This is a genomic window from Psychrobacter sp. 1Y4 (assembly GCF_051847555.1).
This window is the reverse complement of sequence record NZ_JBPYDE010000013.1, coordinates 38,870-53,796: the sequence shown is the minus strand read 5'-3', so window position 1 is coordinate 53,796 and position 14,927 is coordinate 38,870. Positions and strand designations below refer to the sequence as shown.

Below are 14,927 nucleotides of genomic sequence, written 5' to 3'. Positions count from 1 at the left end.
GGCATCTAATGAGAAGTAAATTGGTAGGAATGATAGGGTTATTAGATATATATTTGATGCAGAAGCCAGTTCGCGTGGCTCATGATGAAACTAAACAGCGCTATGGCTGTGAGCGATTGCACACTCATCTTGCAGAGCAAGGCCATCATATCAGTCAATACATGGTCAGACAGGTTTGGGCTATAAGACGCCAAGACAGATGAGGTTTGATTATTATTGTCAAGCTGCGTAATTAAAATCTTCCAATTTTAGTTGTACGGATTTGACAGCATAGGTCAAAAGGCTGCTGGAGTGGCAAATAGTATACATTTATTATGAGATCTATCTAAAGCTCTTCACTTTGTGCTGCATAAGTGTTTAAGGCATTAGTACAAATATCAGCAGTTTCATATGTAAATTTATACCAACTATTTGCTGTTGCTTGTAGTCCATGATCGGTGGCAAGGTTTATACCCTGTCCACTACTTGTCGATTGATGGTTGCTGTAGCGATGGCGTAGGACGCCAAGCTCAAGCACGTGCTCATCAGGAGCAAAGGTCGCTTTGTCTATTGTCGTTGGGTTTTGCGCATTGGCACGACTAGCGGTGTTGACCGCCCACTGCATGCCGATTTGGTTTGGGGTGTCATCAAAGAGAAGTGTAACCTCAGAGTTTTCTGTGAGCCCGTACTGAGCAATACCAGAGATCCAGCCACTGTGGGCATCATCCTTGATTTGCGAATGTCCCAGTCCTGAGCCATGCCATCTGGGAGAAGATCCGTTTTTCAGATTATGTCTGTTAGCCAGTCCGCCGTCACGGGCAGTGATGTCTTTGTCATCAGTATCGCCCATGCCGATCCCGTCATAGAGGGCGCGGCTGATCAGGGGACTATCTTTGTCGCCATACCAGTGGTTGAGTAGCACCGCTTGTCCGAGCCTTGGCGCAAACTGCCAACCGTGGGTGGCTCCTGAGGACAACTGCAGGCTGCGCAGTGGCGGGGTGACCCCATCATCATGCAGGCTGATTCCTGCGGATACCGGAGTCGTGATCATGCGCTGCAAACCGTCATCGGTGACCTGTGAGGCGTAGCTTGGCGAGGCTGAGGTAGTGGCATCACCGGTACGCGCTTGGGTGACACCGCTATAGCGGCTACTGACAAGGGATTGCTTGCTTGGGTAGGGACAGTAAGGAATAGCAGAGTCTAATAGCGTGGCGGTTACCCAGATGCCAGTGTCACGAGCAATGTCGTAGCCGTGCTCGGGTATGGCGCTAAGTGCTGTTTGTTTAGCGGTACGCGTAAGCCAGTCTCTTATCAGCACTTGGTTGTGGTAGGAGACGCTGTCACTGCTCGGTTCGATACCGACGATGATCATAGCCGTACAATTTGTAGATAAACGACCAATAGAAGGTAGGTTGTTAATGCTAACTTGGCTACCGATGCTTAGGCCACGCATGGCGCCTGTGGCACTATAATATTCTCTATTGCAGCCATTGGCGCGTACCCATTGCTCAGCTAAGCGGGTAGCAGATTCATCGCTATATACCCGAGACGGCGCCCCAAATAGCACCGCGGTGTCATCAAATGCTAAGGGTGAGTCGTCATCTGCCACACCTTCATAGATAGTATCAGTAGCGAGTCCATCCGCTCGTACCACCACGGTGCGAGTGCCTAATTGCTTGGCGCTCATCTGTAGCGTATCGACACTGTCTTGACCGGACTGTACTGAGGACTTCTCATAGCTATAATTAAGTGGTGATAACGCATTCTCGTCTAGCGCACTGACCAAAGACCAATAGCCAAGCTCATCCACTGAGTCACCTGATACCCAATAGGTGATTATCCCAATATCTGCCAGCAAGCCGTTAATAAAGTCATAATCGCTAACATCTGACTGACTACGCATCTCTAGCGGACGAGTTAAAGTATCTGATGAGAGCAGTTGCTCTGAGAGCTGCCATTCAAAGTCATAATCATTCAAGATAGCGGTGATGATATCGAAGGTGGACTGATTCACAAAGCTGCGAGTATGGATGGACTGGGTCAGTTGCCAGTCAAGGGTGACGATATCAAGGGTGTAAAAGTGCATGGCGCCGTCTGAATGATGGTAGCGGACGGCTTGAATGAGTCCACAACGGCAAGTAGGCTCTCGAGCTGCAGATAACGTGGTTAAACATATAGGTTTACTAATTAAGGACAAACAAGCGTTTGAATCTAAAAAGTCATAACTGAACACGAGTATATGACTAATGGCGCTTTGATTAAGGCTACTTGTCCAAAAAAAGGCACTTGGATAAAGGGAGGTGGTTGCTAAAATGTCACTGCCAACCTTGAGCTGGTGCAGACGTGCAGTTTGTGAGGGCATAAGTAAAGTCTCATCATTGCTACAGTAAGAGCAAAACTAACAGTTTATCAACAAAAGTTATTAAACCATCTAATGAGAAAAGTATAGATATTACTGAAATATTGTCAAGTATTAGTATTGAAGGGATACTTGTATATTTTATTTTTAGAATAAAACTAAATGTCTTAAAACTTTTAACAATCACCACCACACGGGATCATCACTCGCCAGCATTTCTAACGACTTCCTTGAGCGCTTAACCTCCACCTCATCTGCAGACAACTCAGCGATAAATCGTGATGGCTTGTCAAAATATCCTGAATAACTGGCAAAATAATCTGGAGCAGTCAGATACAATCTGCTCTTGGCACGACTACAAGCCACATAGAACAGTTTACGTTCCTCTTCTAGCTCCTCAAAGTCAGCCAAAGAGCGATGGTGCGGCGTAATACCATCGACTAATGAATTGACAAAGACCACTGGCCATTCTAGCCCTTTGGCACTATGAATGGTCGAAATCGTCACTTTGTCTTTATCATCCTCTTCTGGTTGACTGGTCGTCGCTACTGAGTCATTGGGTGGATCGAGCGCCAGATTTTCTAAGAAACTATCAAGGCTGCTGTACTCTGTTGCTAAGTTTTTAAGCACCCGAAAGTCTTCATTGCGCTCACGCCAGTTTTCCTCTAACGTTTTTAGAATAGGGACATAAAACTCTAAAACATGCTCAATAATAGTCTCGACTGATTCTGCTTGACTCGCCTTAGTTAAAGTGTGATATAAAGGCTCAAGTTGCTCACTTTTTTTGGCAAACTTTGGCGTGAGTAATGGTTCAAAAGAATGGCTATCGGCATCGATTGCTTGAGTTAACCGAGTCGCGGTAACTGCCCCTACTCCTTTAAACAAGGTTAGAATTCGATGCCACGCAATAGTGTCATTTGGGTTATAGAGTATTTTGACAAAGGCTAACACATCTTTGATGTGCCGTCTCTCAATGAACTTGATACCACCTACCACGATAAATGGAATGCCGCGTTCCATAAATTCTAACTGTACATAATTGGACTGAAAAGACGTGCGGCACAGTACCGCAAAATCGTTGTAATCGTGATCTGGTTTTAACTCTATGATTTTATCAGCGATATATTTAGCCTCGCGGGTTTCATCACTCAGGCGGCTAAAGACGGGCTTGTACCCCTCTATCGATACGTTAGAGTACAGCTGCTTTTGATAGCCCAAGGTAATTTGCGCAGACAAGGCATTGATATAATTTAGAACAGCAGGCGTACTGCGATAGTTTTGCTCCAGCTTGATAAGCTTGGCATCTGGATAAGTCTCACCGAACAGTAGAATATTTTCGTAGTTTGCGCCGCGAAAAGCATAAATACTTTGATTGTCATCACCGACTACCATCAGTGATACCGATTCAGGCTCACAAATCAAATCTATCAGCTGTTTTTGCGGAATATTGGTATCTTGATATTCATCAACCATGATGTAGCGATATTGATTTTGTAGCATTTGGCGAAAGGTGTCGTTGGTCTTTAAGTGTCGTACGACTTGGCTAATAATATCGTCAAAATCATAAAGATGATTGGCGCGCTTATACTCATGAAAATCAATTGCCAACTGCTCGATAATGGGAATGTGTACAGCGATATCAGGATAATTACTTTCGATTAAGTCGCGGATATGAATGCGTCTATTTCTAGAAGTAGAGATAATGTTTCGCAAGGTCTTTTTACGCGGAAAGGCTTGGCTTTTGGTTTGCGCAGGATACTTTTTTTCCTTATGAATTAAATCGATGGCGTCTTCACTATCACCTGTATCCAAGATAGTAAAGCGCGGATTAATACCAAGTAGCCCTGAGTACTGACGCAATAGCATATTGCAGAATGAATGAAAAGTGCCACTGGTGATATCGTTTAACGCTTTACTGGTCGGTAGTCTGTCTTTTGCCAGGTCATCGTCTGATAACGTATCAGCCAATAAAACTTTGGCGCGACTTTTTATCTCATTTGCTGCTTTACGGGTAAAAGTCAGTAGCAAGATACTTTTGGGGTTCACCCCATTTTCTAACAAATAGCTGGTGCGATAGGTCAAGGTTTTGGTCTTACCAGAGCCAGCACCAGCGATGACCAATACTTTCCCTTCAATAGTAGTGGCTGCTAGCAATTGATCAGGGTTTAGCTCACTGGCGTAGTCTACTTTCAACCCTAACTCACCACTCAATCTTTGCTTCAGCAGCTCAATATTTGCATCGTCATCGGCATCGATTAGGTTTGCCTCTAGCTTTTTAATCGCCTTTTTCAAGCGCGTAAGCTTAGGTTGTATCTCCGCAAAATTCTGCGGATAGTTATAGCTTTGCGTGTCAAAAATCGTAGTAGTCATTATACAATATGGCCTTAAATTTCAGTCAAAAGCTGTCTAAACAAAAAACAAGTTTAATTAACAGGTTAACTCTAAATCATCTCGACACTCTATAAAAAAACCTATCACCACTTTTCATAAGGCTTTGCAACGATATGAAAAGTAGTGACAGGTTATAAGTATCCGATAGCTCTTATGTTGTACCTTGTTAGCTTAGGTCACATAAAACTTAAGCCAAACGACATTTATTTGAGCAATGATTTAACGTCCTAGTACAGCACGCGGATCAATAGGGTTACCATTTAGACGTACTTGAAACTGTAGGGCTATTTGATTGGTCTGGCCACTACTACCCATCCTGGCAATACGTTGACCACGTTGTACCGCTTCGCCTTCTTTAACCAATAATTGGCTATTATGCGCATAAGCGGTAATGTAATCACCGCTATGACGAATCATAATAAGATTGCCATACTCGGTTAGCCCATCACCCGCGTATAGTACCGTTCCACTTTGACTGGCGAGCACTGGATCACCTTCTCTACCGGCAAACCACATGCCCATGTTGCCAGATGCAGCATCAAAATTACGAAGGACTTGATTACGACTAGGATACTCGTAGCCAGCGGTCGAATTGGCAGTTACTTCATAAACAGGTGCCGAGCCTGTCGTAGGCGGCGGTGTCGTAGGCGTAGTGGCAACGTTATAGTTGTTGTTACTAGCAGGACGTGTGGGCGCGCTTTGTTCACCATGCCAAAGCTTGAGCCATTGGCCACTATAGATAGTATACTTGCTATCAAGGCCGTTCAGCGCTCCGATTTGACGATAATTTAAGCGATAACGTGAAGCAATCTGGCTAACCGTATCGCCACGTTTTACAAGGTGATAGTTGGGGACACCTTGACTATTGGTAATAATCTTAGGGGCTGGTCGTGCAGAATTTTGATAGGTCGGCTTAGTTGCACAGCCTGTCATCGCAACCGCTAGTGTTCCGACTAAGGCTACAGTCGCTAGCTGCGACCCAGAAATAAGCTTTTTCATACAAGGTTTCCTATTCTTTATAGTGCTCACGTTCTTTGTAGTACTCACAATTATATAGTGCTCACGATTATCGTGTTGTTATCTTTACTGTTTATAAAATTATGCCGCCGCTATTATAACCATAATACGACCCTATTTATAGAACTTGACTTTAATTATAAAAATAGCGTCTGTTTCATCACCCTTCAATTACAAGGATGAATTACAATGCCAAAGTCGAAAACTTACTGAGGGTAGACGCTGGTGTATGATGTAAGCGAACTGGAGATAAACTAATATAACCTGCTGCTACCGCCAGCTCATCTGTATCAATCACCAAATTATCGTTGTTACCGTTGTTATCGGCTCTAGGCTGACATAGTCGCTCAGGACTGCCACTTATAGAGTCATCAATAGGCGTATTAATATTGGCGTCCATATGCTCTGTGGTTGGCAAATTCTGGCATTTTTTTAAACATAACCAATAAGCATCGCGGCCGCGTGGATCAACCATATGATGTACAGGTTTTTCTATTAGGCTATGAGCTAAGCGTGTGATTTTGCGTCCTTTTATACCCTCAGCCGTATTTACATTAGGAATATTAATATTGAGTACGTGATAAGGCAAACGTTTGAGCTCCTCCAATAAAAGCGTTTTGGTCAATATTTTGACGATCTCGGTTGCGGCCATTTCATAATGGCTGGTTTGATCCTGTCCATTGCCTTTAATCCTATGACCCACCAATGAAGTTGCAATCGCCGGTATACCAAAAAGCTGAGCGGTCAAAGCCGCACCAAAAGTACCCGAAAACAAGACGTCTTGCCCTAGGTTTGCGCCTGAATTAATACCCGTGATCACGCAGTCAAACTGAGTGTTAGGATAAAGCTCGTGTAGCGCAAGATAGACACAGTCAGCAGGTGAACCATTAACCGCAACGAACCCTGATGGTAATATATGAGGATACAAGGGCTGAGAAATATGAAGCGAGCTGGCACTACCGCTCTGCTCTTCATGGGGTGCAACGACCACAACGTCTCCAATCTGGCAGAGGGCTTGGTATAACGCCAACAACCCTGGCGCATGTACTCCATCATCATTACTAATCAAAAACTTCATGGCAGCTCAATATAGTGATATCTCATTTTCTGGCAACAGACTTAAATATCGTAACCGATTGCTAATAACCTATAGTCATCTATCTCATAGATAGTAGCGTTTAAGAACAAGCATCTTAAAGCAGCATTTTGAGGAAAAAGATAACTTTTGTATGCCTTTATTTAGCAGATAAATGCAGATATAGAAGGTAAAAAACGAAAACCTAGCGGTAATACAATATGGTTTAAAATATATTTATAAGCGTAGTAGTAGTTGCATAAAGTAAGTCTACATTCATCGAACTATTATACGATATAGAAAGAGATTATACCCTAACTAAGCATCGGCACAAATAAACCTTTCACTCATTGTCTTAAAATCAAGTATAATCAAACAGTTGTGGCTACATTTGCAAAAACCTATTGATATTTTTAACCTTATAAAATTCGCTTTTGCGGATGTGTATATCAACACTAGTTGGTCACCTCTTCACCTATTTTTTTCGTTACAATAGGCAACAATGAACAACAATAGACTGTTATCTATTAAGGCTTATGTAACTTAGGGACAGATGCTACTGATATGTTGCTAACGATCGACTCTAGGTCACAATATATCTACACATAAGTCAATATTTTATGTGACTTTTATTTTTTTTCCCATTACCATAACACCATTAAATAACGTAAAGCGAGTGTGATACCGAATGAAGAATCAATCGATATTATCTATAATTTCTATAACGACAAGAATAGTTTCAAGAACAGCTTCAAGGATTGGCATTATCGGCTTGATAGCTTCTGCTTCATTGTTAGCTCAAACATCCAACGCAGCTAGTAATAATGTGTCTACCATTCCTCTAGATATGTCTGGCGTAAGTATTACTAAACATGAAATTGCTGTCATGCAGGTACTGTCTGAAATTTGCCCACCGATGTTAAATAAAAGACAAAGACAACGTTTTTATAAATCTTACAATATACAACTGCATGAGCTTATGCCGTCTTTAGAAGATCCGAAGGCTGCAATACAGTATTTGTCAACGCAGCAAGATTATCGTCAAATCTTACAAAGTATACGTAGCTGGACACTGGGGTTCTCAAAACAAGAAAATAAAGCCTTGTGTGAAGATTTAGCAAACGCGCAATACTAACGGCTGACTTGTCACAACATACTCTGACTAAGCGATTAACCATATAAATATAAAAGCATCAGTCAGTATCCAACACCTCCTGCCCAAACAATTTTTATATCCTAAGTTTGCTCCTTTCATCCTAAAAACGAAGCGTGAAAGGAGCAAACTATTTGCGTACTATAATAGATACCAAATAAAAGAGCACCTTTTACTATGATGCAAAACTGCTTAAATAGACTCTTTTTTTTGTCATAAACAAAACCTGTAGCATGGCCTTGATGGCGACTACGGCAAACCTTTTTTAGGCTGGCTTCCTCCATATTGTCAATGTCTTTTTTATCGTATTTATTGTTTCCCCATTGGTAAGCATTTTGCTAATATAAGGCCTTAATTTTATGTCAATCGTCATCTATAGATGCTTTTATGAGTATAGCTGGCGATAGACGCATTGGGTTTCATGATGTGGTGTAACAATCTATGACAGTAAAGCATGTAAAAAAACAGCTGGTACAACTAATCGTTGGCGTCAGCTTATCTTTGAGTACAGTAATTGCCAATGCTGCTATTCAATCTCCAGAGATGGACAATACCGCCTATGTATTGATGGACTATAATACTGGTGAGATATTAGCGCAAAAAAATGCCAACCAGCCTCTTCCGCCAGCCTCACTAACCAAAATGATGACCAGCTATATCATTGAGCAACGTCTAAGCTCAGGTGACTTGACCGAAGATGAACAAGTGCTAATGAGCAAGAATGCATGGTGCCGTGGTAGTAGCAGTCAGTCTTGTATGTATGTGCCAGTAAATAAAACTGCCAGTGTCATTGATATGCTACGCGGTATCATTATTCAATCAGGCAACGACGCCTCAAAAGCAATGGCCGAACATATTGCAGGTAGCGAAACTTCATTTGCAATATTGATGAATGAGCAAGCTAAAAAGCTGGGTATGGATAACACAAATTTTGTGAATGCAACAGGTATGCCTGATGAGGGGCACCAAGCCTCAGCACTTGATTTGGCAAAGCTTGCTCGCGCCATTGTAAAAAACAGTGGTGAATACTATGATATCTATGCTGAAAAAGAGTTTACCTATAACGGTATTACTCAAGGCAATCGTAACGCGCTACTGGCCACAGATCCTACAGTAGATGGTCTAAAAACTGGACATACTGATGCAGCAGGCTACTGCTTGGTCGCCTCAAGTAATCGTGATGATATGCGTCTGATTTCTGTCATTATGGGGACTGAAAGTCCACAAGCACGGGCTGATCAATCGCGAGAGCTTCTTAACTGGGGCTTTGGTCATTTTACTACAGTGACAAAAGCACCGTCTAATCAGTTTGTCAGTAAGTTACCAGTATGGTTTGGAGAGGCCGACGAGATAGAGCTGACAACAGGTGATACTCTACAAGTCTTAACCAGTAAAACACAAAAAAATAAGATTACTACAGTCGTTGATATCCCTGAAAGTATAGAAGCGCCTGTCAAAAAAGGTCAACAGATTGGTAAAATGTTGGCAGTCATTGATGGCAAGGCAGTGGCCTCAGTGCCTATTGTAGCCACCACTGATATCGAACAGTCAGGCTTTGTGAACCGGATGTGGCAGCATGTTGTACGCTGGGCACAGAACCTATTTTAAACTTACTAGAATAGTAATTGCTCCCTCATCTTAGATGAGCAGTAAATAAAAAAAGACGCTCTCATTTGGCGTCTTTTTTTATTTATGTGATATCTATTGGTTTAACATGTCACACCAAATACCTATTAAACCTTGTTAATTAACATTCTCATAGTAGTAAGTAGGTTATACCACCCATTTCTTCAAAAGAGCAGTCAGCAGTTTGGCATCTTGTACAGCACTGTGACAATAGTCTATACCCGCAGCTTTTAGATCATATTCAAAGCTTTCTACGTATTGCTCTTTGTGGAGTGGGTACCAGTAAACCAATAGCGAGCGATAAGTTGTTTCTCGCTCTCGAATGTGCTTGGTCAACTGAACGACTTGTTCAGGCAATACCTCTTCTGCAAACATGATGACGTTTACTTTCACTTTTGAGATATAATCCATCATTGATTGTCCATTACGCTGAGAGCTGACATGAGCGCCAAGTCGTCCCAGCATCTCTACCATCGAGCTGATCTCATCATGATGATAGTACACAACATTAATGTCCTTTAAGAGGTATTCATACTGTGTCTGACTCTTATAACGCAGTGGCATTGTAACGATGAATTTACTGCCTACACCAACCTCACTATCCACCTCGATTGATGCACCCAAAAGCTGACCAATTTGCTTGATGACTGACAGCCCTATTCCCACGCCTTCGTTCTCGCGAGTAACTGACGAATCAACTTGAAAGAATGGGGTAAATATATCCTCTAGATGACTTGTACTAATGCCAATACCTGTATCAATAACTTTAACTTGCCAGCGAATACTTTCATTAAAATGCGTCAGTTGAGAGTCAATAATAACTCGTCCGGTATGAGTAAATTTTATCGCATTGTCTACTAATGTGGTCAAGATCTGTTGAATCTTACTTATGTCTCCTTCTAGAGTATACTCAACATGATGAACACGGCTAATAAGCTCTAGGTTTTTTTGTCTAACAGCTGGCTCGAACTTCTCTATCAGATCAGCAATCATCTTTAATGGGTTAAATTCACTTAAACTGACTACCATTTGGCCTTTTTCTATTCTATTTAACTGTATGATTTGCTCAAGAGTCAGCTCTAAATGATGACTACCCTTATGAATAATAGCCAACGTATCTTTTTGTTCATCATTAAGATACTGATTATCCAACAGCTGTAACCCCCCTGTAATGGCATTAAGGGAGGTTTTTAGCTCATGAGTAATCATGTTTTGAAAGTTTGATCGCTGCATGTCAAGGGACAAGTCTTTATTATGAAGCTGCTGCTCAAAATCTGCTAAATCGAGGTAATCTTGCTGTGCCACTCTTAAGCGCTCAAATAGAATGATAAAAGATTCTTTTATACGTATAAGCTCTTCAAACTCAAAACGCTGTTGAATGGTGGGTAGCTGTTCAAGCTCAGGGTCATTAGCTGCTATCTCGCATACCTTTGCAAGCTCGACAATATCTTTGGTTGGCCAGTTGAGTTTACGTAGAATATACCAAACAACAAAAATCGCTAAAATGGTAGTTGCAAACCATGACAACAGGTTGATTCGTACCCAGTACCAACGTAGTTGGTTCATATCTAACGTAATATTAATATAGCCAACCAATGTATTGCGCGCGGCTAACGGAGTGGTCATTTTTGGAGTATCTCTAACACTAATAGGTGAGGTATTAGCAATACGTTGAGAAGAATTGGCGCGCTGGATACTACTGCCGGTAAGGTAACGACTGGTAACAGGATAGTTGAAGCTGACTGTATCAGCAAACCAAGCATTATACCAATTATTACCTACACTATTAATATTGCCTTGACTCAATGAATCAATAGGTTGATCAGTTGAATAAAATAAGATGCTTTGTAAGCTAGGATCATTGTCCAGCAATATACTCACTTGTCGAGCAACCAAGTTAGCGCCATCAGGGGTTGAGGCACTATTTGACAACATTTCGCCCAACTGCTGAACATGTAAACGTTTTTGTTGATAGTTATGGACAAAGGTATAAACAAAAGACAATAAAAATCCTGCAAAAACTGCCACGACGATAGCTTGTAAGATAGAATAACGAATAATCGTGGGTATGTTTCTAGAAGAACTTATACTCATGTCAATCAATTCATGATGGCTTTGACTTATAATACCTCATAAGTATGTATTTTGTTTATTTTACGATAAACGGCAACCTTATAAAAAAACCAACAGCATTTATCAGTAGTTTTTTGATATTTAATTTAAAGACTTCCATTGTAGAAGTCTTTAAAGGTCTCAACTATTGTTTTTTATCCGTTTTTCTATGACTTTTTGAATATTTTGGCTTACGATTGCGTTGACGCTGTAGCAATTGCTGAGCTTTGGCTTTAGTTGGCGTGTCACTCTTATTAGCATAAGGGTTTTCATTGAGCTTAAAGACGACATTAAGCGGTGTACCTTCAAGCTTAAACACTTGGCGAAACTGGTTTTCAAGATAACGCTGGTAGCTTTTAGGCAACGACCCTGTTTGATTACCATGAACAACGATAACGGGCGGGTTATGACCACCAATGTGAGCGTAACGCAGTTTGATACGGCGACCACCAACAGTTGGTGGCGGGTTTGCAATGACTGCATCTTGCAATATTTGTGTTAAGCGGTTGGTAGATACCTCAAACATCGAGGACTGATAGGCGCGTAAAATAGAAGGATACAGATTCCCGACACCAGTACCATGCAGCGCAGAGATTAAATGCACTTTTACGTAGGGTATAAAGTTAAAACGACGCTCCATCTCAATTTTGATATAGTCTTTTTGTTCGTGCGTCAGCCCATCCCATTTATTAATCGCAACGACTAATGCTCGACCTGCATCAAGTGCATAACCGATCATATGAAGGTCTTGATCGACGATACCTTCTTGTGCATCGATCACGATGACAGTAACATTAGAGTCTTCAATCGCTTGCAAAGTTTTGATGACGGAGAATTTTTCTACTTTTTCATCGATACGGCCGCGGCGGCGTACACCAGCAGTATCAATCAATACATAATTTTTGCCATCACGTTTATAAGGAATATAGATACTATCACGTGTGGTACCAGGCATATCAAAGACGACGACTCGGTTTTCACCCAATAGACGGTTAACCAAAGTCGATTTACCTACGTTTGGACGCCCAATGATAGCCAGTTTAAGACCATCCGGCTCTCCTGTATCGACATCTTCTGGCATATCGGCAGTGATAACTTCTAGTAAGTTACCGACACCGCGACCATGACTGGCAGCCATTGGATAAGGCTCGCCTAACCCTAATGCATAAAATTCTGCAGAGGCCGAATCATGCGTGCCATCGACTTTGTTGGCGACAACATATACAGGCTTACCTAGGGTATGTAAAAACTTACCAATTTCTGCATCAGCGCCGATCATACCAGCACGTGCATCAACCACAAATACGATGATGTCAGCTTCATGAATTGCCGTATGCGACTGCTCAGACATATAATCATCAATATCGCCTCTGCCATCATCGGCCTCACCGATACCGCCAGTATCTACTACGATAAACGATTTGCCCTCATAGGTAGCATCACCGTATTGACGATCACGAGTCAAACCGGATAGATCCGCAACCAAAGCCTGACGACTTTTAGTAAACTGATTAAATAAAGTAGATTTACCTACATTGGGGCGACCAATTAGCGCGACCACGGGCTTGATACTCATGCGTTACTCTCAATAATGGTCAGTAATAACAACAAATAGGTGTCATATGACCGCAAACTTAAATGAATGATGAAGACAAAGAACCTATTATAAAAGATAATAGTCTTTTAATGGGATAGATGATGGATTAATAGAAAAAACAGCACATTAATTGTAAATAATTGCCCTTATCATAAAGGCGCATAGATTACGCTAAACGCGCTATTTGTACAAGGCATTAAACGCTGACAAAGCAGCGTTTAAACGTCATAGCATAGCCTTATTGCTTAATATCTTTATCAAAGATTATTATTTAATAAGGCCTTTTAATGGCATAAAAGTCAGCCAAAGTAGCACCATATATTGCTACTTAACGAGCCAATTGCCATATGGCTACTTGCCCAGAAGTACTTTGCGTCATTAAGCGGTTACCCTGCACTTGTAGATCGGTCAACGCACCCTTAGTTTGTACTCGGCTTACGATATCGCCGTTTGCAGGATTAAACAAATGCACGACGCCCTCAAGATCACCAACAGCGATGTAATTGCCAATCATCACAGGATTCGTCAAGTCACGATAAGCAAGCGCTTCACTCTCCCACAACACATTACCATTATTACGGTCGTAAGCGACAACTTTACCTTCTAAACTGGTGGCAATGATTTGCTGATCATTTACGGCAAGTGATTTTAAGCTTGCCAATTCATTCACGAACATGACTTGGCGCGATGTTAAATCAATCCCTAGCAATTGACCGCTGTAACTGATCGCATATAGCTGATTATTGTCGACAACAGGCATACCGTCAACATCGCTCATGCGCTCAACTTCGCTGCTGCCAGCACCGACACCAACACGTCTTGACCACTGCGGCAAGCCATTATCAAGCGTAATAGCATGAAGGCGACCATCAGCAGTAGCAAGTAATGCTGTTTTGTCATCTAATAGTGTTGGCGCTGCACTACCGCGTACGCTAATAGCTGGTACTTGAGTGGCAAATTGCCAGATTGACTGACCTGTTTGTAAAGATAAACCGTGTAAGAAGCCATCATTGGCAGATAAAACGACTCGATTGTTGCTAACCAGCGCAGGCGTCAGCACTGAACCTGACAGCTGTTTTTGCCAACGCTTAGCACCAGTTGTGCTATCAAAAGCCATTACCAAACCACTGCGTGTACTCACAATAGCAGTCTGACTTAATGAATCTATCGTTACACCACCAGTAATTTGCTCATCAACGTTGATGGACCATAAGCGCTGACCTGCGTTATCAAAACCTGTCAACTCGCCACCACGTGATGCTGTAACAGTTTGCCCATTACTATAACCAACTTGTAAGGCAAGCGGGTCTTTTTTACTGACTTTCTTGTTACCAACGTCGACGCTAAATATTGGCTGCAGGACGCTAACAGGTTGTGCAATTTGTACCAATTCGACTGGATCGTTTACCACCGGCTTAATACCGCGATTACAACCAACAACAGCAGTCGTCATCAGCGCCAAAGCCGCCACGTTCATGACAGTCGACTTCATGGTCTTATTTTTGGTTTTTTTGCTGAAGCGATTAGATAGGGTCATTGTCTGCTCTCATTACGAATAAATTAACTATCGGTCAACGGACTATGCTATTGGCTTAAAAAGCTGTCATAGGTAGCATTA

The 14,927-nt window shown here is 42.0% G+C and carries 10 protein-coding genes; 3 read left to right on the top strand and 7 right to left on the bottom strand.

The genetic code is table 11. The annotated features are described in order from the left end of the window. The first annotated feature begins 8 nt into the window (after nt 1-8). Entirely contained in the window at nt 9-203 is a 195-nt protein-coding gene (locus tag ACS8FC_RS11395; protein ID WP_439296918.1) for a hypothetical protein, read from the top strand. 122 nt (nt 204-325) lie between these two features. On the opposite strand, the gene ACS8FC_RS11390 is transcribed toward ACS8FC_RS11395, so the two are convergent. The 4 genes from ACS8FC_RS11390 to surE form a co-directional block, all read right to left on the bottom strand. Next, nucleotides 326-2,341, bottom strand: coding sequence for a contractile injection system protein, VgrG/Pvc8 family (locus ACS8FC_RS11390; RefSeq protein WP_439296880.1), 2,016 nt, complete (start codon nt 2,339-2,341; stop codon nt 326-328). A 180-nt stretch (nt 2,342-2,521) separates the two neighbouring features. Beyond that, complete coding sequence (locus tag ACS8FC_RS11385; RefSeq protein ID WP_439296879.1) at nt 2,522-4,708, bottom strand: ATP-dependent helicase; 2,187 nt, start codon at nt 4,706-4,708, stop codon at nt 2,522-2,524. A gap of 240 nt (nt 4,709-4,948) precedes the next feature. Continuing rightward, complete coding sequence (locus ACS8FC_RS11380) at nt 4,949-5,728, bottom strand: LysM peptidoglycan-binding domain-containing M23 family metallopeptidase (RefSeq protein WP_439296877.1); 780 nt, start codon at nt 5,726-5,728, stop codon at nt 4,949-4,951. 202 nt (nt 5,729-5,930) lie between these two features. Continuing rightward, the gene (surE, locus tag ACS8FC_RS11375) at nt 5,931-6,824 is read right to left on the bottom strand and encodes a 5'/3'-nucleotidase SurE (protein WP_439260967.1); all 894 of its coding nucleotides are present in this window, start codon (nt 6,822-6,824) and stop codon (nt 5,931-5,933) included. 685 nt (nt 6,825-7,509) lie between these two features. On the opposite strand from surE, the gene ACS8FC_RS11370 reads away from it, so the two are divergent. Further along, complete coding sequence (locus tag ACS8FC_RS11370) at nt 7,510-7,956, top strand: MCR_0457 family protein (RefSeq protein WP_299219533.1); 447 nt, start codon at nt 7,510-7,512, stop codon at nt 7,954-7,956. A gap of 459 nt (nt 7,957-8,415) precedes the next feature. Next, complete coding sequence (locus ACS8FC_RS11365; protein WP_439296876.1) at nt 8,416-9,582, top strand: D-alanyl-D-alanine carboxypeptidase family protein; 1,167 nt, start codon at nt 8,416-8,418, stop codon at nt 9,580-9,582. Nucleotides 9,583-9,747: 165 nt separating this feature from the next. Here the strand turns inward: ACS8FC_RS11365 and ACS8FC_RS11360 are convergent, their stop codons facing one another. The 3 genes from ACS8FC_RS11360 to bamB all read right to left on the bottom strand — a co-directional run bounded on the left by ACS8FC_RS11360 (nt 9,748) and on the right by bamB (nt 14,846). Further along, complete coding sequence (locus ACS8FC_RS11360; RefSeq protein ID WP_439296874.1) at nt 9,748-11,694, bottom strand: sensor histidine kinase; 1,947 nt, start codon at nt 11,692-11,694, stop codon at nt 9,748-9,750. A gap of 163 nt (nt 11,695-11,857) precedes the next feature. After that, nucleotides 11,858-13,288 (bottom strand): ribosome biogenesis GTPase Der, encoded by a 1,431-nt coding sequence (gene der, locus ACS8FC_RS11355; protein WP_439296872.1) that lies wholly within the window; start codon nt 13,286-13,288, stop codon nt 11,858-11,860. Nucleotides 13,289-13,637: 349 nt separating this feature from the next. After that, nucleotides 13,638-14,846: an outer membrane protein assembly factor BamB gene (gene bamB / locus ACS8FC_RS11350; protein WP_439296871.1), complete on the bottom strand. Its 1,209-nt coding sequence runs from the start codon at nt 14,844-14,846 to the stop codon at nt 13,638-13,640. Between the last annotated feature and the right edge of the window lie 81 nt (nt 14,847-14,927).

Bases quoted from the DNA above. Each gene is read 5' to 3' on its own strand.
- ACS8FC_RS11385 (WP_439296879.1), bottom strand. From the start codon at position 4,708: ATGACTACTACGATTTTTGACACGCAAAGCTATAACTATCCGCAGAAT.
- ACS8FC_RS11395 (WP_439296918.1), top strand. From the start codon at position 9: ATGAGAAGTAAATTGGTAGGAATGATAGGGTTATTAGATATATATTTG.
- der (WP_439296872.1), bottom strand. From the start codon at position 13,288: ATGAGTATCAAGCCCGTGGTCGCGCTAATTGGTCGCCCCAATGTAGGT.
- ACS8FC_RS11390 (WP_439296880.1), bottom strand. From the start codon at position 2,341: ATGCCCTCACAAACTGCACGTCTGCACCAGCTCAAGGTTGGCAGTGAC.
- ACS8FC_RS11380 (WP_439296877.1), bottom strand. From the start codon at position 5,728: ATGAAAAAGCTTATTTCTGGGTCGCAGCTAGCGACTGTAGCCTTAGTC.
- surE (WP_439260967.1), bottom strand. From the start codon at position 6,824: ATGAAGTTTTTGATTAGTAATGATGATGGAGTACATGCGCCAGGGTTG.
- bamB (WP_439296871.1), bottom strand. From the start codon at position 14,846: ATGACCCTATCTAATCGCTTCAGCAAAAAAACCAAAAATAAGACCATG.
- ACS8FC_RS11360 (WP_439296874.1), bottom strand. From the start codon at position 11,694: ATGAGTATAAGTTCTTCTAGAAACATACCCACGATTATTCGTTATTCT.
- ACS8FC_RS11370 (WP_299219533.1), top strand. From the start codon at position 7,510: ATGAAGAATCAATCGATATTATCTATAATTTCTATAACGACAAGAATA.
- ACS8FC_RS11365 (WP_439296876.1), top strand. From the start codon at position 8,416: ATGACAGTAAAGCATGTAAAAAAACAGCTGGTACAACTAATCGTTGGC.